Source organism: Polaromonas sp. UBA4122 (assembly GCA_002381615.1).
Lineage (GTDB): Bacteria > Pseudomonadota > Gammaproteobacteria > Burkholderiales > Burkholderiaceae_C > Polaromonas.
The window spans coordinates 30,698-50,381 of record DFWY01000060.1; the positions used below are offsets into that span (position 1 = coordinate 30,698).

Consider the following 19,684-nt stretch of genomic DNA (forward strand, 5'->3'; position numbering starts at 1 on the left):
CCCCCCCTGCCACTGGGTGACCCACGCAAAGGCCCGGTGGTGCTGGGCTCGGTCGTCGACATGAACGCCGTACACCGCTGCAACGCGCTCATTGACGATGCGCTGGCGCAGGGAGCCAAGTTGCTGTGCGGTGGCAAGGCCGACAGCACGCTGATGCCGGCCACGCTGATCGACCATGTCACTCCTGCGATGAAGATTTATCGCGACGAGTCCTTTGGCCCGGTCAAAGGCATCGTGCGAGTGAACGGCGTGGAAGAAGCCATTGCCTGCGCCAATGACAACGAATACGGCCTGTCCAGCGCCGTGTTTGGAGGCGACATCGCCCGCGCCCTTCAGGTGGCGGGACGCATTCAATCCGGCATCTGCCATGTCAACGGACCTACCGTGCATGACGAGCCACAAATGCCCTTTGGCGGCGTCAAAGGCAGCGGCAGCGGCAGCTTTGGTGGCAAAGCAGGCATAGCGGCCTTTACCGACTTGCGCTGGGTGACCGTGCAGACCACGCCGCGCCATTACCCGTTCTGAGCGTTTTGCATTCATGGGACAAGTTCCCCAATAACAGGAGACAGGCATGCTTCAACAATTTCAAAAAAACAAGATTCGCAGCCTCCCGGGCGACCGAGACTAATCATCATCAACCACACCAACGAGGAGACACTCATGCCATTGACAAACCCCATCAAGACACGGCCCCGGCACGCCGCGCGAACAAGCCAGTTACTGCTGGCCTGCTCGGCTGCACTGCTGCTGGCTGCATCCGCTGTGCAGGCACAGGACAAGCCCGTTGCACTCAAGCTCTCGAGCTGGGTGCCGGCACAGCATCCGCTCAACCCGGCTTTTCAGGCCTGGGCCGAAGACATCAAGAAGGAGTCGGGCGGCAGCATCTCATCCACCCTCTTCCCCTCGGAGCAATTGGGCAAGGCGTTTGACCATTACGACATGGCACGTGACGGCATTGCCGACTTTGCCTATGTGAACCCTGGCTACCAGCCGGGCCGTTTCCCGGTCATGGCAGGCGCCTCGCTGCCTTTCCTGTTTGCCAACGGCAAGGGCGGCTCGGCCGCGATTGATGCCTGGTACCGCAACTATGCCGCCAAGGAAATGAAGGACGTCAAGTTCTGCTTTGCCTTTGTGCATGACCCCGGCACCTTGCACTCGCGCAAGAAAATCACGCTGCCTGCGGACATGAAGGGCATGAAGGTACGGCCTGCCACGAGCACCGTGGGCCAGATGGTCACACTGCTGGGCGGCACCAATGTGCAAGCCTCGGCAAGCGAGTCGCGCGACATGCTCGAGCGCGGCGTGGCCGATGCCATCGCCTTCCCCTGGGGCTCGATCAGCCTGTTCGGTATTGACAAGGTGGTCAAGTACCACATGGACGTCCCCCTGTACACCACGCCGTTTGTCTGGGTCATGAACCAGAGCAAATACGACGCGATGTCCGCCAGCCAGAAAAAGGTCATCGACAGCCACTGCACCACCGAGTGGGCCGAGAAAGTGGCCAGCAGCTGGGCTGACTTCGAGTACGGCGGCCACGCCAAGCTCGCGAGCCTGACCGGCCATGAAGTCTACAAGCTCACACCGGCGCAGCTTGATGCGTGGAAAAAAGCCGTGGCTCCGGCCGAAGCACAGTGGGCTGAAGGCGTGAAAAAGGCTGGACAGGATCCCAAGGCCGCGATGGACTCACTCAAGCAAAGTCTGGCCAAGTACAAATCCGCTCTTTAAGTTCTTGCACGGGTGACGGGGTGACCCCGTCACCCGCCAGTCTGCAACATCCCTGTCATTGAAGAAATTGGAGAATCGCGTGAAGCGAACTTTCATGGATCGCATCATCGACTCGATTGAGTGGCTTGCTGCCATCTTCGTCGGTCTGGTGGCGGCGAATATTTTCATTTCTGTCATTCTTCGCAAGTTTTTTGACACCTCCATTCCGGACAGCTACGACTTCGGCCGCCTGCTGCTGGGCATCCTGATCTTCTGGGGCATTGCCGCCACCAGCTACCGGGGCAGCCATATCACTGTCGATCTGCTGTGGACCACCGCCGGGCCACGCATGAAACGCCTGATCGACATCTTCGCCACGCTGGTGCTGCTGTTCGTCGTCATGGTGCAGACCCTCATGCTGTTTGACAAAGTGCGCGGCACCTACCAGGACAACGTGCTGTCCTACGACCTCAACCTGCCCACCTGGCCGTTTTTTGCTGTGGCCTGGATGGGCGATGTATCGGCCGTCATCCTGATCGCCATACGCACTTATCGGCTCATTTTCCAGCCCGAGCTGATGGCCGACAAGCACGATACCCAACCCAACGAATAAGGTCTGATCCGTGAGTACTGATGCCATTGCAGTTCTGGGCTTTGTGACCCTGTTTATCTTGATGATCTTGCGCGTTCCTGTGGGCATGGCCATGGGCCTGGTGGGGGTGACGGGCTACAGCTATATCGTGGGGCCGGGCCCCGCGCTCAAGCTGATAGGACAGACCTCCATGCGTACCGTGACCGACTACACCTTCGGTGTCATTCCGATGTTCATGCTCATGGGTGCCTTTGTCTCCATCTCGGGCGTTAGCCGGGAGCTGTTCCGAGCGGCCAATGCATTCCTGGGCCATATGCGCGGAGGCCTGGGCGTTGCCACCGTGGTGGCCTGCGGCGGTTTTGCCGCCATTTGCGGCTCGTCGGTGGCCACGGCGGCAACGTTTTCCACGGTGGCCTATCCCGAGATGCGGCGCTATGGCTATCCGCAGGCCTTCTCCACCGGCGTGATTGCCGCAGGCGGCACGCTGGGTGCCATGCTGCCACCCTCCACCGTGCTTGCTGTGTATGCCATCATTACCCAGCAAGACATCGGCAAGCTGTTCATGGCCGGCATCGTGCCGGGCTTGCTGGCCATGCTGATGTATGTGCTGACGATCGCCATCATTGTCAAGGTCAAGCCCAACCTGCTGCCAGCGGGCGATTACAAGCCCTGGAGAGAACGCTTCAAGGGTCTCAAGGATGTCTGGGCGCCGCTGCTGCTGTTTGCGTTCGTGATCGGCGGCCTGTATGGCGGTCTATTCACGCCCACCGAGGCCGGCGGCATGGGCGCCGGTGGCGCCTTCCTGCTGGGCGTGATTCGCGGCAAGCTCTCGCGCGCGCAAATCCGCGAAGCCTTGCTGCAGGCCACGCGCACCTCGGCCGCCGTATTCACGGTGCTGATCGGCGCGCTACTTTTTGGCTATTTCCTCACCATCACGGAAACACCCCAGAAGCTCACCGAATACCTCACCAACCTGGGCATCGGCCGCTATGGCGTCCTCGCGCTCATCATGGTGATGTACCTGGTGCTGGGCTGCCTGATGGATGCGATGGCCATGATCATCCTGACCGTGCCGATCATCTTCCCCCTCATTACCAAGCTCGGCTTCGATCCGATCTGGTTTGGCATCATCATCGTCATGACGGTGGAGCTCGGCCTGATCCACCCGCCAGTAGGCATGAATGTGTTTGTGATCAAGAGCGTGGTCAAGGAGGTGAGCTTTACCACTATCTTCAAAGGCGTCATTCCATTTGTGATCACCGACCTGCTGCGCCTGATCATCCTGATCGCCTTTCCCATCATCGCGCTGTGGCTACCCGGTCGGATGGGATGAGCCGCGAATGAAAGACCCAAGCCAACAACCCGGCTCGCGGGTCGTCACTACGCCGTGCGCGTCGGGTTCGGCGATTGCGACCCAGCGCGCATCGTGTGGTTTCCCAATTTTTTCCGCTGGATAGACGCCGCCTCGCGCCCACTATCATTCAATGATCCGTATGTTGTGTTGCACTTGGGCTTGAAACCGCCCTTATCCATCGAGCGCAGCCAGCTATAAAATCAATAGCACCCTGAAATCATTGACATTGGTGTGCGTCGGCCCTGTGATCACCAGATCGCCGATCCCGTTAAAGTAACCGTAGGCATCGTTGCGGTCCAGATACTGGTCGATCTTCATGCCGGCCGCTTGCGCACGCTGCAGCGTATCGGGCCCTACATAGGCCCCCGCGTTGTCTTCAACGCCATCAATGCCATCGGTATCGGCCGCCAACGCGTATACGCCGGTCTGCCCTTGCAAGGCCAGCGCCAGCCCCATGCAGAACTCGCCGGCACGCCCGCCGCGGCCACGCGGCGCGCCCGCTGGCTGTTTTCTGATGGTTACCGTGGTTTCGCCGCCGCTCAAAATCACGCAGGGCTTCTGGAAAGGCTGGCCCTTGAGCGCCACGGCGCGGGCCAGTGCAGCATGCACCTTGCCAACTTCGCGTGACTCGCCTTCCATTTCGTCGCTCAGGATATAGGCGGGCAATCCTGCAGCCTGAGCGACTGCGGCAGCCGCCTCCAGGCTTTGCTGCGGCGTAGCAATCAGGTGGACCTCATGGCCGTTGAAAGCAGCGTCGCCGGGCTTGGGGGTTTCCAGCGCACCACTGTCCAGCTGCGCCAGTATGGTAGCCGGCACGTCGATGCCGTAGCGCTTGAGGACGGCCAGCGCATCGGCGCAAGTGCTCGCGTCGGGCACGGTCGGGCCACTGGCAATGATGGACGGGTCGTCGCCCGGCACGTCGCTGATGGTGAGCGTGACCACGCGCGCAGGCGTGCAGGCGGCGGCCAGCCGGCCACCCTTGATGCGCGAGAGGTGCTTGCGCACGCAGTTCATTTCGGCAATGTTGGCGCCGCTGTCCAGCAGCGCCAGGTTGACGCGCTGTTTTTCTTCCAGGCTCAGGCCAACCGCCGGCAAGGTCAGCAACGCCGAACCGCCACCCGAGATCAGGCACAGCACGAGGTCGTCTTTTGTCAGCCCTTGCGTGAGCGCCAGGATGCGCTGCGCGGCGGCCAAACCAGCCTCGTCGGGCACGGGGTGGGCGGCTTCGACGATCTCGATGCGCTGCGCAAGGCCAGCGGGTCGGGGTGGTGTGTGACCGTAGCGGGTAACCACCAGGCCCGACAGCGGCGCATCGGCTGGCCACAGGGATTCCACGGCCTGGGCCATCGCACCGCCGGCCTTGCCAGCGCCGAGTACGAGGGTTCTGCCACCGCTCTCCCGGCTGGGCGGTGGCGGCAGGAACGCGACCGTGTTGTGCAGCGGCAGCGCACGCTTCACCGCGGCACGGTACAGATGATGCAGGAACGCAGCCGGCTGCGAGAACGGGTCAGGTGCGGTGTCGTGGAGCAAGTCGTTCATCCGATGATTATCGCCGCCGCCGTTCGCGGCTGCCTGGCTACTTTTTGCCCAGCCCCAGGCGCTGTGCGCCCTCGGTATAGAGGCGCACCTTTTCCTTCATGAACGCATCCATCTGGTCCACGCCGACATTGACCAGTTCGAATCCGCTCTTGGCGGCCAACTCCTTCATCTCCGGGTCATTGTTCAGCGCAGCCCACAGGTCCGACAGGCGCTTGCGCGCTTCGGGCGGGGTGGATTTGGGCACGCCGATACCGCGGTAGCCCCCATCGACCCAGTCCACACCAAGCTCCTTGAACGTGGGCACGTCAGGCAGCAGGGGGTGGCGCTTGTCCATGGCAATCGCCAGTGCCCGCACGCGGCCCTTGTTGCTGATCGCAAACGGGGAATACGCCATCGCACCTTCCACCTGGGCGCCAAGCACGGCTACGGCCATGTCGCCAGTGCCTTTGTAGGGGATGTAGTTGGTCTTGACGCCGAACGCAGCGTTCATGCGCTCATGGGCGGCGTGGTTGGCCGAGTTCAGCCCCGAGCCGCCGAGATTGAGCTTGCCGGGCGAGGCCTTGGCAGCCTTGATGAAGTCCGCGAAGGTCTTGATCGGGCTCTGCTCAGGCACGACCAGGATGTCGGGCGTGAAGTGAAACCAGAAAACCGGGGTGATGTCCTGCGTTTTGTACTGCACCTGGCCTTCGAGCGGCTGGAACACCATGTGCGGCAGGTTGACCCCCACCACATTCAGGCCGTCACCCGGCAACTGGTTCATCTGGCCCCACATCAACCCACCGCCCGCGCCGGCCTTGTACTGGATGATGGTATCGATGGCGGGGCACTTCTTCTTGAGCACGATTTGCTGGTGACGGGCCGACAAGTCGGACTCGCCACCCGGCGGAAACGCCTGCCAGTACAGCAGGTTTTTTTCGGGGCAGGCCTGTTCTGAGCCTGCCGAAGTGGCTTGTGCGATCGCCGCGGGCGCGAGCAGGACCAGACACAGGGCGGAAAGCAGTTTTTTCATGGTTTGTCTCCTACAAGTTGTTGTACCCAATATTACGCGGCACGCCGTACCTGGGTGGCAGTAGTGGCGATGCGCTCGCAAACGGCCTGCGTCACCTGGTGCGTCGTCGCGCTCCCGCCCAGGTCGCGCGTGTGCAGCGCCGGGTCGGCCGTCACTTGTTCAATGACCGCCATCAGCGTCTGCGCCGCATCAAGCTCGCCCAGGTGCTCCAGCAGCATCACGCAACTCCAGAACGTGCCCACCGGGTTGGCCAGACCCTTGCCCATGATGTCGAAGGCCGAGCCATGGATGGGCTCGAACATGCTGGGATAGCGGCGTTCGGGGTCAATGTTGCCGGTGGGTGCAATGCCCAAACTGCCGGCCAGTGCCGCGGCGAGGTCGCTCAGGATATCAGCATGCAGATTGGTGGCGACGAGGGTGTCCAGCGAGGCGGGGCGGTTGACCATGCGCGCGGTGGTGGCGTCCACCAGTTCCTTGTCCCACTGCACATCGGGGAACTCTTTGCTGATCTGCACCGCGATCTCGTCCCACATCACCATGGCGTGGCGCTGGGCGTTGGACTTGGTGACCACGGTCAGCAGCTTGCGCGGACGGGATTGCGCCAGCTTGAATGCATAACGCATGATGCGCTCGACGCCGGCGCGCGTCATCATCGACACGTCGGTGGCCGCCTCGATCGGGTGGCCCTGGTGGACACGGCCGCCCACGCCGGAGTATTCGCCTTCCGAGTTCTCGCGCACGATGACCCAGTTCAGCTGCTCCGGCGTGCAGCGCTTGAGTGGTGCATCAATGCCGGGCAGGATGCGTGTCGGGCGCACGTTGGCGTATTGGTCGAAGCCCTGGCAGATTTTCAGGCGCAGGCCCCACAGCGTGATGTGGTCGGGAATATGCGGGTCGCCAGCCGAGCCGAACAGGATGGCGTCCTTGTCGCGCAGTTCGTCCAGGCCGTTCTCCGGCATCATGACGCCGTGCTGGCGGAACCAGTCGCCGCCCCAGCTGAACGTGGTGAATTCGAACTTGAAACTGTTTTGCGTGGCGGCCAGCGCCTGGAGCACCTGCTGGCCCGCAGGTACGACTTCCTTGCCGATGCCATCGCCCGGGATGCAGGCAATCTTGTAAATCTTCACGGAGTCGATCCTTGTATGGGTTGTAAATGGAAACGACTCTACCGCTTGCCCGATTCAATGGAAGCCGCTAGAGTTATGGCATTGTTTACTTTCATTCAACAATGTCCACACCCGTATCCGCCCCTTCCGAGATGGCCTTTTTCAGCCTGCTGGCGCGCTGCGGCAGCTTTTCGGCAGCGGCGCGCGAGTTGGACGTGACCACGCCGGCCGTCAGCAAGCGGCTGGCCCAGATGGAAGCGCGGCTCGGTGTGCAACTGCTCAACCGGACCACACGGCGTGTCGGCCTCACGCCCGAAGGTGAGACCTACCTTGCGCATGCGCGCCGCATCCTCTCCGACATCGACGACATGGAACAACTGGTCTCAAGTGCCGTAGCGGCGCCCAAGGGGCTGTTGCGCGTCAATGCCACGCTGGGCTTCGGGCGCAGCCACATCGCGCCGCTGATCTCGGGCTTTGTCAAACTCCATCCACAGGTGCAGGTCCAGTTGCAGTTGTCGGTCGATCCGCCGCCACTGAGTGAAGATTCCTTCGACGTGTGCGTGCGCTTCGGCGAGCCGCCCGATGCGCGCGTCGTGGCCAGGCGCATCGCACCCAACCGGCGCCTGCTTTGCGCTGCTCCGTCCTACCTGGCCAGGCACGGTACGCCCAAGGTGCCGCACGACCTTACCCGCCACGACTGCATCGGCATCCGCCAGGGCGATGAAGCCTACGGCACCTGGCGTTTGTCTTCGGGCAAGCGCACGGAAGCTGTCAAGGTGCGCGGCAACCTGAGCACCAACGACGGCGAGATCGCAGTGAACTGGGCGCTGGCCGGCCACGGCATCGTGATGCGCGCCGAGTGGGACATCGCCCGCTACCTGCGCAGCGGCAGGCTGAAGCAGGTACTGGAAAACTACCGTACACCGCCGGCCGATATCCATGCGGTGTACCCGCAGCGCCACCAGGTCTCGGCCCGTGTGCGTGCCTTCGTGGACTTTCTGGCGACCCACTTCGAAAAGTCGTCGATACGCGCTGCGGGCCTGGTGGCGGACTGGTAACGGCACAGGCCCTGCGCCGGCGATTACGGGGGCCTGGCGGCCGCCATGAACCATTGCCCGATCAGCGCACGCTCGGCCTCGGTGATGCCGGTGATGCCGGGCACGCCGATAGGGGCAGGTAAGGTGCGCGAGTTCGGCGGGCGTGAAGCCCCGCGCCTGCTCCCCTTTCCCCTCGCCTTCTCCGACTGCCCCTTGCAGCCGCTCGCGGGCCTTGGCAATCGCCTCGTATTCCAGATGGCCGCCTCGCGCGGAACGCAAGCCTGGGTTGATGCCACCTGCACCAGCACCGCCGGCTGACGGGCCAGTTGGATCAGGAAGGTCCATTGTGGTGGCTCACGTTGCGGGAAACCATTGGTGACGTATTGGCAGAATAAAGCAACGAAATATTGGGCAAAATAGCCGACGGTAGCTGACTCAACCAACCAAGCGGTTCAGACCAAAATACCTCCCTGGCATCAAGTGCATATATAGTTTGAACCCAGTGAGCACGAAGATAGCCTTAGCCACACAAAAAGCGAGACACGACATGCCTGACTCCACGCCCCGCCGCTTCTGGCTGCTGACACTGCTTTCTGCGGCCGCCGCTGCGGTGGTGAGCGCCTGCAAAACTGCACCCGGGCCGGCGACTGCCCAGCCGCAGACACCCGAAGCGTCGGCAGTGACAGGGCCCATCGCTGCCCGGCGCGGCTCGGCCCGAAGTTCAGCGGCGACCTCGCCCCGCGCCTACCGCCAAGATGGCGCCACCCACATTTACGGCCTTAATGCCGACCGCATTTACAAAGGCAAAATCCCGCCCCTGCTGTATGCCATTGGCGTGCTGAACGTAGAGATAGACCGGACGGGCCGTGTGACCCGTCTGGACTGGATGCGGGCGCCTCGCCATGCGCCTGAAGTCATCGCAGAAATTGAGCGGACCATTAAACAGGCTTCGCCGTTTCCAGCCCCCATTCGGCTGGGCAAGGTGGTGTACACCGACACCTGGCTATGGCACAAAAGCGGCCAGTTTCAGCTGGATACGTTGACCGAAGGGCAAAGCTGAATCGCCCCCACGCTTTTCACTTCGTGCATCGCACAGGCTGATGCAACCTTCAACTCCCGCGGTAAGTTGAAGCCGCCATCAGCAAAGTGATTGCCGATGCAGCCGCCGGTTCCGCAGGTATCACCGTCGAGATCAAGCGGTTGCTGTTGGCCCACTCGATGAAGCCGCTGCCCGGCAACAAGCCTTTGGTGGATGCCATCCAGAAACACGGTGACGCGCTCTTTGGCCAGAAGATTCCAGCCTTGGGCACGCCTCTTTACACCGATGTACGCCTCTAAGCTGAAGCCGGCATTCCCAGTGTGATCTACGGTGCCGGGCCGCGCACCGTGCTGGAGTCGCACGCCAAGCGCGCTGACGAACGGCTGGACTTGCAAGACCTGCGCCGCGCAACCAAAGTTATTGAGCGAACACTCAAGGACCTGGTGGCCTAAGCTGGCCGCTAAACGTCGACCGCTGCGCGACTTAAAGAAATCGCTCAAGCAGACGGCGCGAAGCGCGGTCCAGTGCCGCCATGTCGGGTACGCTGTACTGCACGCCCTGGCTGCCCGCGATCAACAGGGCGTTGCGCCCCAGGCGGCGTATGTCTTCTTCGCCCTTCAGCACAAAAGACGTATCGCCCCGGTCGGTTTTCACCGTCCAGACGCTGGGCGTACCAAACGTCGAAACGCTTTTAAGCTGCTTGATCTCAGGCACGAAGTCGCGCAGGGCCAACTCTTCCTGCAGTAGTACACGCACTGCGGGCGGCAAGGCCTGCAGCTGCTCAATCCAGGCCACCTCGTGGCCTTCGGTGCTGACCAGTGAAATGCCCTCATCGGGCGCTGCGACAGGAAAGGCCCGCACAGGCACCACGCCATCATGCTGCTCGCCATTCGCGCCGATAAACAGCAGCCGGCCAGAGGCCTGGCGCTCCAGCCGGAAAACCGGGGAAACGGTGGAGTCGGAATCGAAATTGGAGTTTGTCACGCGCATTCCTTCGCTCATGGGTTGCCAGAATGTTGAGCGGTGTGGGCCACCTGCGACGTGGCCAGGGCGATATGGCTCTCTTCGATTTCGCCATCAGGGCCTTCGCTGTCAACTTGCCGGGCCTGGGCTTCGTACAGCCGCCAGTAGGCCCCCTGCTTGGCCATGAGCTCATCATGCGGCCCGACCTCTACCACCTGCCCCCGGTCCATCACCACCAGCCGGTTGGCCTTGCGCAGTGTCGACAGGCGGTGGGCAATCGCAATGGTGGTGCGGCCCTGCACCAGGTTGTCGAGCGCGCGCTGGATTTCTTTTTCAGTTTCGGTGTCCACCGACGAGGTGGCCTCGTCCAGGATCAGGATGCGCGGGTCGATCAGCAAGGCGCGCGCAATCGAAATGCGTTGGCGCTCCCCGCCCGACAAGCCCTGGCCGCGCTCGCCCACCAGCGAGTCATAAGCCTGTGGCAGGCGCAGGATGAATTCATGCGCATGGGCAGCACGCGCCGCCGCCACAATCTCGGCGCGGCTGGCACCGGGTTTGCCGTAGGCGATGTTTTCCGCGATCGTGCCAAAAAACAGAAAAGGTTCCTGCAGCACCAGACCGATGTTGCGCCGATAGTCGGCCACGTTAAAACGCCGGATGTCGGTGCCGTCCACGCTGATGGCGCCGTCGCTCACATCGTAAAAGCGGCAGAGCAGGTTGACCAACGTGCTTTTGCCCGAGCCGCTGTGGCCCACCAGGCCGATCATCTCGCCGGGCTCAATCTGCAGGTCCAGGCCGCGAATGACGGAACGGTTGCCGTAGCGAAAACCCAAGCCTTTCATGTCGATGCGCCCCTGTAGCGCGTCGATCTTCACCGGCTGGGCCGGCTCGGGCACGTCGGACACATGGTCAAGAATGTCAAAAATCCGCTTGGCGCCGGAGGCCGCCTTCTGCGTAACAGAGACAATACGGCTCATGGAATCCAGCCGGCCATAGAAGCGGCCAATGTAGGCAATAAAGGCCGTCAGCACCCCCACCGTGATCTGCTGTTTGGACATCAACCAGATACCAAACGCCCACACCACCAGCAAGCCAATTTCCGTCAGCAGCGACACCGTGGGCGTGAACAGCGACCAAGTCTTGTTAATCTTGTCATTAGCCGCCAGGTTGTGCTGGTTGACTTCGCGAAAACGCTGGGCTTCGCGCTTTTCCTGGGCAAACGCCTTGACCACCCGGATGCCCGGAATCGTGTCGGCCAGCACATTGGTGACATCGGACCAGACGCGGTCGATTTTTTCAAAACCGGTGCGCAGCTTGTCACGCACCACATGGATCATCCAGCCGATAAACGGCAAAGGCAGCAGGGTCACCAGCGCCAGCCACGGGTTAATGGAAAACAGGATCGCAGCAGTCATGCCGATCATCAGCACATCGGTGGCAAAGTCCAGCGCGTGCAGTGACAAAAATACGCAGATGCGGTCGGTTTCCGAGCCAATCCGCGACATCAGGTCGCCGGTCCGCTTGCCGCCAAAGTAGTCGAGCGACAACTCCAGCAGATGGTCAAACGTGGCCGTCCGCAAATCGGCGCCTATGCGCTCGGACACCAGGGCCAGCAAATAGGTGCGCGCCCAGTTCAGCGCCCAGCCCAGCACCGCCGCGCCGAGCAGCGCACCCAGAATCAACCCAACCTTGCCGGGTTCGATCTGCCGGCCGTTCTGGAACGGAATCAGGATGTCGTCCATCAGTGGAATGGTCAGGTAGGGCGGCACCAGCGTCGCCGCTGTCGAGGCCAGCGTCAGCAAAAAGCCGGACAGCAACTGGTAGCGGTACGGGCGGGCAAAGCGCCACAGCCGCAGCAGCACCCAGGTCGAGGGCGGCGCGTGGACCTCGCGGGCGCAGGCGGGGCATTCATCGCTGTCCAGCGGCAGCGAAAAACCACACTCCGGGCACAAAGCGGCTTCATCGGCCAACCCGGACTCTGGGCCTAAGGTCGCTGATGCGCCGGATGCATCAGCCCGCGCCAAGGCTTGTTGCTGCGCAAACAGCCGCGCCAGACGCAGCGCCTGCACATTGGCACCCAGGGTAAACCGCCAGCTGGCAAGCCGCCTCGGTGTATCGCCATGTACATCATGCAGCTCCAGCGCTCCCACCCCGGCATGGTCAAAATGGCGCAGTTCCAGCCCTTGCGCCGGGGCACCGGCCACGTGCAGGGTAGGCCAGGTGGTCCAGTCGCCTTCAGGGTTGCTGGCCAGCAGGCGGCGGTCCGTCAGGGCCAGCAGGCCCTGGGCAAAACGAAGTTGCGGGTCCAAGTCAACCACCAGCGTGCACAAAACGTTCTCTTCGCTGATGAGTTGTGAACGCAGCCCTGCCAGCGCAGGGTCAGGGTCGGTATGGCTGGAATCGTCCACTGGGTGGTTATGTTGCATTGTGATTGTGAATTCTTGGAGTCCGGTACTTGGCGCGGCCTTCCCTTTCCTAGAGGCTGCAGATCCACCTTCAGGAGGGGCTTTGGAGCTGCGCGCAGTTTGGCCCGTAACAGGGATTTTCGCCGAAGCTGGCCCATTGCGGCTTTTGTTTAGCCATTCCCGCCTGCAAAAACGATTAAAGTTGCAACAATCTGCCCTTGGCAAGCTGCCGCCTCTTACAAGTAAAACCACATGCCAAGACAGGCAGAAGCTACACCAAAACCCGCTACCGGCAACCACCCGGCCCGGAATCGAAACGTTGCACCGGCAAAGCCGGTTGACCGGAAAATTTTGCAAAACATGAGCAAACAGGACGACATCAAGCTGCTGCGCATCAATTATCTGCGCGGTCCCAACATCTGGACCTACCGGGCCGTACTTGAAGTATGGCTTGACTTGGGAGGGCTGGAAGACTTTCCATCCAATCTGCTGCCCGGCTTCAATGACCGGCTGGTCGCCCTGCTTCCCGCCCTGCCCGAACACCACTGCGGCGTGGGTGAACATGGCGGCTTTCGGCAGCGCTTGCAGGAGGGCACTTGGGCGGGTCATGTACTCGAACATGTGGTGATCGAGCTGCTGAACCTTGCCGACATGCCCACCGGTTTTGGCCAGACCCGCAGTACCTCCCAGCGCGGCGTCTACCGCATGGTGTTTCGGGCCAGAGACGAGCAGGTGGCCCGCACCGCGCTGGCCGAGGGCCACCGGCTGCTAATGGCCGCTATCAACGCCGAGTTCTACGGCGCGGTAGACGTACAGGCTGCCGTCGAAAAAATCCGCGCCAAAGTGGACGACTGCTATCTCGGGCCCAGCACGGTCTCGATTGTGGCGGCCGCCACCGACCGGCGTATTCCCCACATCCGCCTGAACGACGGCAACCTGGTGCAACTGGGTTATGGCGCCAGCCAGCGCCGCATCTGGACAGCGGAGACCGACCTCACCAGCGCGATCGCAGAAGGCATTGCTCACGACAAGGATCTGACCAAAAGCCTGTTGGCCACCTGCGGCGTGCCGGTGCCTGAAGGCGAAATTGTCAACAGCGCACAGGATGCCTGGGCCGCCGCCCAGAACATTGGCTTGCCGGTGGTCGTCAAGCCTTCTGACGGCAACCACGGCCGCGGCGTGTCGCTGGACCTGAAAACACAGCAAGAAGTGGAAGCCGCTTTTGACGTGGCCAAGCGACATGGCACCGAGGTGATGGTCGAGCGCTTTGTGCGCGGCCATGAACACCGCCTGCTGGTGGTGGGCGGACGCGTAGTGGCGGCGGCTCGCGGAGAAGCCGCCTGGGTCACCGGCGACGGCACCTCCACGGTGGCGCAGCTGGTAGATGCCCAGCTCAACACCAACCCACGGCGAGGCCTGGGAGAGGACTTTCCACTAAGCCAGATCAAAACCGCAACGGACGGCGCCATCGTGCTGGATCTGCAGCGCCAGGGCTTGAGCCCCGATGCCATTCCGGCTGCGGGCCGCGAGGTGTTGATCCAGCGCAACGGCAATGTCGCCATCGACTGCACCGACGAAGTCCATCCTGACGTTGAGTACATCGTCTCGCTCGCCGCACGCGTGGTAGGCTTGGACGTTGCCGGCGTGGATGTGGTGGCGCAAGACATCTCGCGCCCACTGCATGCCCAAGGCGGAGCGATTGTGGAGGTCAACGCCGGCCCCGGCCTGCTGATGCACCTCAAGCCAGCCGAAGGGGCGCCCCGCCCGGTGGGACGCGCGATCTGCGACCACCTTTTTCCCCACACCGCCGACACTCCGGATCCTGGCCAGCACAGCTACGACGGCCGCATTCCCATCGTCGGCATCGCCGGATCAGGCGGCACCCAGCCCATTGCGCGCCTGGTTGCCTGGCTGCTGCACTTGTCGGGCCGCTACATCGGCCTGGCCTGTCGCGACGGCCTGTTTCTGGACCAGCGCTGCGTCGACACTACCGACTGCACCCATTGGGAAGCCGGCCAGCGCCTGCTGATCAACCGGGCCGTGCAGGCCGCCGTGTTTGAAAACGGCGCTGACACCATTCTGCGCAGCGGCTTGCCCTACGACCGCTGCCAGGTCGGTGTGGTCACCGACCTGGGCGGTGCATCCGACCTTGGTGAATTCGATATCACCGAAGACGATCAGATGTTCAAAGTCCTGCGCACGCAAGTGGACGCGGTACTGCCCGGCGGCGCCGCGGTTCTCAATGCCGACCATGCGCGCGTGGTGGAGATGCAATCACTATGTGACGGTGAAGTCATTTTCTACAGCACCAACCCCAACGCGGCTGCCATCGCGGCACACCGCGGCGAAAACGGCCGCGCCCTCTATGTGCGCCAGGATCAGGTGGTACTGGCCACCGGCACCACGGAAGCCTTTCTACCCGGCCTGGGAAAACTGGCAGCCTGGAGAGAACGACACGAACGTCTGGGACTTTCCGAAGAATCACTGTTGGCAGCCGTGGGCGCCGCATGGGCGCTAGCGATCCCGCTCGACCTGATAGGCGCGGGCATGGAAGCCTTTGAATCCACTGAAAAACCTGCCGGGAGGGCAGTCTGATGGAAGTGTCCCGCATCCGGGCCCTGCGCGGGCCCAACCTCTGGAGCCGCCACACGGCGCTGGAAGCCATCGTGGCCTGCACCGCAGCGGAATCTTCCGTCGACACCCTGCCCGGTTTCGAGCCGCGCCTGCGCGCGCTGTTTCCCGGCATGGGCGCGCTGCGCCAGACCGGCCACGCCGGCCCGGTTTCGCTGGCGCATGTGCTCGAAGCGGCTGCGCTTGAATTGCAGGCCGCAGCAGGCTGCCCCGTCACCTTCAGCCACACGGCGGTCACGGTCGAACAGGGCACTTACCAGGTCGTGGTGGAATACAGCGAAGAGGACGTGGGCCGGCTGGCGCTCGAACTGGCGCAGGCGCTGATTCACGCGGCCCTGAGTGACACCGCTTTTGATCTTGAAGGGGCCATTGCAAAGCTGCGCGACCTCGATGAAGACGAACGGCTCGGCCCCAGCACTGGGGCGATTGTCGATGCGGCGGTGGCGCGCGGCATTCCGTACCGGCGCCTCACCAAGGGCAGCTTGGTGCAGTTCGGCTGGGGTTCGCGCCAGCGGCGCATCCAGGCCGCTGAACTGGACGCCACCAGCGCCGTGGCCGAGTCCATTGCGCAGGACAAGGACCTCACCAAAAAGCTGCTGCGCGCAGCCGGCGTGCCGGTGCCCGTGGGCCGGCCGGTCACAAGCATCGGTGATGCCTGGGCCGTGGCACAGCACATCGGCATGCCGGTTGCGGTCAAGCCGCAAGGCGGCAACCAAGGCAAGGGCGTCACGGTCAACATCACCACCCGCGAGCACCTTGAGATCGCCTACCGTGCCGCGGCCGAGTATGGCGAGGTCATGGTCGAAAAGTTTTTGCCCGGCAGCGACTTCCGCCTGCTGGTGGTGGGCGACAAGCTGATCGCGGCCTCCCGGCGCGAGCCGCCGCAGGTGGTGGGCGACGGCCGGCACACGGTGCGCGAACTGGTCGACATCGTCAACCAGGATCCGCGGCGCGGCGAAGGCCACGCCACCTCGCTTACCAAAATCCGCTTTGACGAGATTGCCGTGGGCCGGCTCGACGTGCAGGGGCTCACGCCCGAATCGATTCCGGCCAAAGGGCGCCGCGTCATCCTGCGCAATAACGCCAACCTGAGCACCGGCGGCACCGCCACCGATGTAACCGACGATGTGCACCCTGCCGTGGCTGCCCGCGCCGTGGCGGCGGCACAAATGGTGGGCCTGCACATCTGCGGGGTCGACGTGATCTGCGAAAGCATGTTGCGGCCGCTCGAAGCACAGCACGGCGGCGTGGTTGAAGTCAATGCCGCGCCCGGCTTGCGCATGCATCTTTCCCCTTCCTACGGCAAGGGTCGTGCAGTAGGCGTGGCCATGATCAACGAGCTGTTCCAGGCGGGCGACAACGGCCGCGTGCCGGTGATTGCCGTGACTGGCACCAATGGCAAGACCACCACGACGCGCATGATTGCCCATCTACTGGCAGCGCACGGCCTGCGCACCGGCATGACCAACACCGACGGCGTCTACATCAATGGCCGCCAGACCGACAGCGGCGACTGCAGCGGGCCCAAAAGCGCCCGCAACGTCCTGATGCACCCCGACGTGGATGCTGCCGTATTTGAAGTGGCGCGCGGTGGCGTGCTGCGCGAAGGCCTGGGTTTTGACCGCTGCGAAGTGGCCGTGGTCACCAACATCGGCACCGGCGACCACCTGGGGCTGAACTACATCACCACTGTGGAAGACCTGGCCGTGCTCAAGCGCGTGATTGTGCAGAACGTGTCGCCCACCGGTTATGCGGTGCTCAACGCCGCAGACCCCATCACAGCAAGCATGGCCGCAAGCTGCCCCGGCAAAGTCATCTTTTTTGCGGCCGACCGCCACCATCCGCTCATGGCCACCCACCGTGCGCAGGGCAAGCGCACCGTGTATGTCGATGGCCCGATGCTGGTTGCCGCCGAGGGCGCCTGGGTGGAGCGCATTGCGCTGCATGGCATTCCGGTCACGCGGGGCGGCAGCATCGGCTTTCAGGTTGAAAACGTCATGGCCGCCGTGGCGGCTGCATGGGGCGTGGGTGTCAACTGGGACACGATCAAAAGCGGGCTGGGCAGCTTCGTCACCGACACGCACAACGCGCCGGGCCGCTTCAATGTGATGGACTACCGCGGCGCCACCGTGATTGCCGACTACGGCCACAACCCCGACGCCATGCGTGCCCTGGTGGCCGCCGTAGACGCCATGCCAGCACAACGCCGCAGCGTGGTCATCAGCGGTGCCGGTGACCGCCGTGACAGCGACATCCGCGACCAGACCGTCATTCTCGGCGCCGCGTTTGACGATGTCATTCTTTACCAGGACGCCGCCCAGCGCGGCCGCGCCGACGGGGAAGTAATGGCGCTGCTGCGCGAAGGACTGGCCGCCGCCAGCCGCACCCGCCACATCGATGAAATACGCGGTGAGTTTCTGGCCATTGACACGGCGCTGGCGCGCCTGCAGCCCGGCGACCTGTGCCTGATCCTGGTCGACCAGGTGCAGGAAGCGCTGGAGCATCTCGCGGCGCACGTGAAGGAAGCCAATCGGGATAGGGGCCGGTCAACGAAGACCGGACCCCTCCCACACCACTCGGCGTGCGGGTCCGCACCGGGCGGTTCGAGGAGTTGAGGTCAGCATAGGCGGGGAACGCCGAGGCGGTCGAAGTAGGCAATCGTGAGCACCCGGTTGAGCCCTTGGGCGCTGTTGCACCACCAGCTCCTGGTGGACGACGCAATTTGCGCCGCCATGTCGCGGCTGGCGCCGAGCTTTACCAGCTCCCGGAACGTCGTGGTGCCGCGGCACCATTGCTTCAGGTGAATGGCACGCAAGCGGTGACGCAGCCACGGGTCCAGCTCGCGCAGGGTGCTTGGAGTCTGTGTGAGCTGGAAGTAGGTCTTCCAACCCGGTATGAACTCCCGCAGAGCCTTGGCGATTTGATCCATACTGCGCCCAGTTTGCCGACGTGTGAGTTGCCTCACCCGCTGGCGGTATCGCTTGACGGCCGCTTCAGCCACGTCGCGCCGGACCTTCCCCGAAGGGGATATCCAGAAGCAGTAGCCGAGGAACTTGCGCCGCCACACCGGGGCCACCGCCGTCTTGGTCTCGTTGACCACGAGGTGCAGCTTGGCGTAGCAGCGTTTGAGTCCTGCCAGCACCCTTTGGCCCGCCGCCATGCTCTTGACGTACACGTTGCAGTCGTCGGCGTAGCGCACGAATTTGTGCCCTCGCCGTTCGAGTGCTCGGTCCACCTCGTCAAGCATGACGTTGGCCAGCAGGGGCGACAGGGGCCCGCCCTGGGGCGTGCCTTCGTGGCGCTCCGCGTGCAGCCCGCCATCCATAACACCGGCTTGAAGGTACCTGCGGATGAGCCGCAGCACCGCCTTGTGGGCAATGCGTTTGGCCAGCCGGTCCATCAGGACGTCGTGATTGACGCGGTCGAAGAATTTCTCCAAGTCCACGTCCACCACCACCGTGTCGCCTTCCTGCACATAGCCGTGCGCCTCCAATACGGCCCCATGCGCGCTGCGTCCGGGCCGAAACCCGTAGCTGTGCTCGCTGAAGGTGGAGTCGATCAGGGGTTGCAGCACTTGTAGCAGGGCCTGCTGGATCAGGCGATCCACTACCGTGGGAATGCTCAGCTCCCGTGACCCTCCGCCCGGTTTGGGTATGTCCACGCGGCGCACCGGACTGGGCCGGTATGTCCCGTCGAACACGCTTTGCCGGATGGCGGGCCACTGGCCTTTGAGGTACTCCCCGGTTTGCTCTACCGTGCGTCCATCGATGCCGGCGCTTCCCTTGTTGGCTTTGACGCGTTTCCACGCCGCAGCCATGTTCTGCTTTGCCAGCGCCTGCGCAAGCAGGTCTTGCCCCCAGCTCGTTTGATCATGCCGCGCCGGAACCTCTTCATCACGAGCAGCTTCACACCGGGCTTCCCCCATGCGCTTGCCCCTCGCCCCGCCTTAGCAGCGGGCTTCTGATGCCGTTCACTTCCAAGCGACATGTCGCGTCACTGTCCTTCTCTTTTGGCCCTTTGCCGGGTTGCCCCGGCTACTACGGCCTTTGCTGACTTCCCACTCCCGGTTTCCCGGTCGGCCTTTCAGCCATGAGGCGGGATCTCCCCAGGTAAGAACGCACTCCTTCACCCCACAATCGCCGCATTTACGTCGCCTCGCTTTGACCACAAGAGCTTTGCAGTTTCCTTGCCTGCTCGCCCTGCTTGGCGCCGCCTCAGATGCGGTTTGTGTTCCTCGACTCACGGTTTACGCTCCACGCTTCCTTCCCACACTCGGTTGCTCTCATGCAGTTGCGCTTCACTTCG

At 63.0% G+C, this 19,684-nt stretch carries 15 protein-coding genes and 2 pseudogenes; 10 read left to right on the forward strand and 7 right to left on the reverse strand.

Going from position 1 to position 19,684, the window contains the following annotated elements; genetic code table 11:
• The 5 genes and pseudogenes from B3F77_RS07830 to B3F77_RS07850 form a co-directional block, all read left to right on the forward strand.
• Positions 1-525 (forward strand): aldehyde dehydrogenase family protein (locus B3F77_RS07830; RefSeq protein ID WP_293604418.1); only part of this gene is annotated, 525 nt, incomplete at its 5' end.
• A gap of 135 nt (positions 526-660) precedes the next feature.
• A complete protein-coding gene (locus B3F77_RS07835; protein WP_293604419.1) occupies positions 661-1,725 on the forward strand; it encodes a TRAP transporter substrate-binding protein in 1,065 nt (354 codons plus the stop codon).
• A 79-nt stretch (positions 1,726-1,804) separates the two neighbouring features.
• The gene (locus B3F77_RS07840) at positions 1,805-2,317 is read left to right on the forward strand and encodes a TRAP transporter small permease (RefSeq protein WP_293604420.1); all 513 of its coding nucleotides are present in this window, start codon (positions 1,805-1,807) and stop codon (positions 2,315-2,317) included.
• Positions 2,318-2,327: 10 nt separating this feature from the next.
• Positions 2,328-3,629, forward strand: coding sequence for a TRAP transporter large permease (locus B3F77_RS07845; RefSeq protein ID WP_293604421.1), 1,302 nt, complete (start codon positions 2,328-2,330; stop codon positions 3,627-3,629).
• A 54-nt stretch (positions 3,630-3,683) separates the two neighbouring features.
• Positions 3,684-3,767 (forward strand): annotated as a pseudogene (locus B3F77_RS07850) (acyl-CoA thioesterase); the annotation flags it as partial.
• 75 nt (positions 3,768-3,842) lie between these two features.
• Here the strand turns inward: B3F77_RS07850 and B3F77_RS07855 are convergent.
• From B3F77_RS07855 to B3F77_RS07865, 3 genes are read right to left on the reverse strand one after another with little or no spacing between them, the layout of a single operon-like run.
• Positions 3,843-5,189, reverse strand: a complete 1,347-nt coding sequence (locus B3F77_RS07855) for a glycerate kinase type-2 family protein (RefSeq protein WP_293604422.1) — start codon at positions 5,187-5,189, stop codon at positions 3,843-3,845.
• Positions 5,190-5,226: 37 nt separating this feature from the next.
• Positions 5,227-6,198: a tripartite tricarboxylate transporter substrate binding protein gene (locus B3F77_RS07860; RefSeq protein ID WP_293604423.1), complete on the reverse strand. Its 972-nt coding sequence runs from the start codon at positions 6,196-6,198 to the stop codon at positions 5,227-5,229.
• A gap of 32 nt (positions 6,199-6,230) precedes the next feature.
• A complete protein-coding gene (locus B3F77_RS07865; protein ID WP_293604424.1) occupies positions 6,231-7,325 on the reverse strand; it encodes a tartrate dehydrogenase in 1,095 nt (364 codons plus the stop codon).
• 101 nt (positions 7,326-7,426) lie between these two features.
• Between B3F77_RS07865 and B3F77_RS07870 the strand changes: the two genes are divergently transcribed.
• Positions 7,427-8,362: a LysR family transcriptional regulator gene (locus B3F77_RS07870; protein ID WP_293604425.1), complete on the forward strand. Its 936-nt coding sequence runs from the start codon at positions 7,427-7,429 to the stop codon at positions 8,360-8,362.
• Between the two features lie 23 nt (positions 8,363-8,385).
• Here B3F77_RS07870 and B3F77_RS07875 read toward each other — a convergent pair whose 3' ends face one another.
• On the reverse strand, positions 8,386-8,784 hold the full coding sequence (locus B3F77_RS07875) for a hypothetical protein (protein WP_293604426.1): 399 nt from the start codon (positions 8,782-8,784) through the stop codon (positions 8,386-8,388).
• A gap of 104 nt (positions 8,785-8,888) precedes the next feature.
• Here B3F77_RS07875 and B3F77_RS07880 point away from each other — a divergent pair, with 104 nt between their 5' ends.
• Together B3F77_RS07880 and B3F77_RS07885 are read left to right on the forward strand one after the other, a co-directional pair.
• A complete protein-coding gene (locus tag B3F77_RS07880; RefSeq protein WP_293604427.1) occupies positions 8,889-9,401 on the forward strand; it encodes a hypothetical protein in 513 nt (170 codons plus the stop codon).
• Between the two features lie 65 nt (positions 9,402-9,466).
• Positions 9,467-9,832 (forward strand): annotated as a pseudogene (locus B3F77_RS07885) (M20/M25/M40 family metallo-hydrolase); the annotation flags it as partial.
• Between the two features lie 31 nt (positions 9,833-9,863).
• Here B3F77_RS07885 and B3F77_RS07890 read toward each other — a convergent pair.
• On the reverse strand, positions 9,864-10,364 hold the full coding sequence (locus tag B3F77_RS07890) for a DUF1854 domain-containing protein (protein WP_293604428.1): 501 nt from the start codon (positions 10,362-10,364) through the stop codon (positions 9,864-9,866).
• 14 nt (positions 10,365-10,378) lie between these two features.
• Positions 10,379-12,769 (reverse strand): ABC transporter ATP-binding protein, encoded by a 2,391-nt coding sequence (locus tag B3F77_RS07895; RefSeq protein ID WP_293604429.1) that lies wholly within the window; start codon positions 12,767-12,769, stop codon positions 10,379-10,381.
• A gap of 339 nt (positions 12,770-13,108) precedes the next feature.
• Between B3F77_RS07895 and cphA (B3F77_RS07900) the strand changes: the two genes are divergently transcribed.
• Positions 13,109-15,343: a cyanophycin synthetase gene (gene cphA, locus B3F77_RS07900; protein ID WP_293604430.1), complete on the forward strand. Its 2,235-nt coding sequence runs from the start codon at positions 13,109-13,111 to the stop codon at positions 15,341-15,343.
• Positions 15,343-17,994: a cyanophycin synthetase gene (gene cphA / locus B3F77_RS07905; protein WP_293604431.1), complete on the forward strand. Its 2,652-nt coding sequence runs from the start codon at positions 15,343-15,345 to the stop codon at positions 17,992-17,994. Before cphA (B3F77_RS07900) ends, cphA (B3F77_RS07905) begins: the two co-directional genes overlap by 1 nt.
• A gap of 2 nt (positions 17,995-17,996) precedes the next feature.
• On the opposite strand, the gene ltrA is transcribed toward cphA (B3F77_RS07905), so the two are convergent.
• Positions 17,997-19,304, reverse strand: coding sequence for a group II intron reverse transcriptase/maturase (gene ltrA / locus B3F77_RS07910; RefSeq protein WP_293604432.1), 1,308 nt, complete (start codon positions 19,302-19,304; stop codon positions 17,997-17,999).
• Between the last annotated feature and the right edge of the window lie 380 nt (positions 19,305-19,684).

Coding starts and splice junctions, on each gene's coding strand:
- B3F77_RS07835 (WP_293604419.1), top strand. CDS start 661: ATGCCATTGACAAACCCCATCAAGACACGGCCCCGGCACGCCGCGCGA.
- B3F77_RS07855 (WP_293604422.1), bottom strand. CDS start 5,189: ATGAACGACTTGCTCCACGACACCGCACCTGACCCGTTCTCGCAGCCG.
- B3F77_RS07860 (WP_293604423.1), bottom strand. CDS start 6,198: ATGAAAAAACTGCTTTCCGCCCTGTGTCTGGTCCTGCTCGCGCCCGCG.
- B3F77_RS07870 (WP_293604425.1), top strand. CDS start 7,427: ATGTCCACACCCGTATCCGCCCCTTCCGAGATGGCCTTTTTCAGCCTG.
- B3F77_RS07880 (WP_293604427.1), top strand. CDS start 8,889: ATGCCTGACTCCACGCCCCGCCGCTTCTGGCTGCTGACACTGCTTTCT.
- B3F77_RS07895 (WP_293604429.1), bottom strand. CDS start 12,769: ATGCAACATAACCACCCAGTGGACGATTCCAGCCATACCGACCCTGAC.
- cphA (WP_293604430.1), top strand. CDS start 13,109: ATGAGCAAACAGGACGACATCAAGCTGCTGCGCATCAATTATCTGCGC.
- cphA (WP_293604431.1), top strand. CDS start 15,343: ATGGAAGTGTCCCGCATCCGGGCCCTGCGCGGGCCCAACCTCTGGAGC.
- ltrA (WP_293604432.1), bottom strand. CDS start 19,304: ATGGGGGAAGCCCGGTGTGAAGCTGCTCGTGATGAAGAGGTTCCGGCG.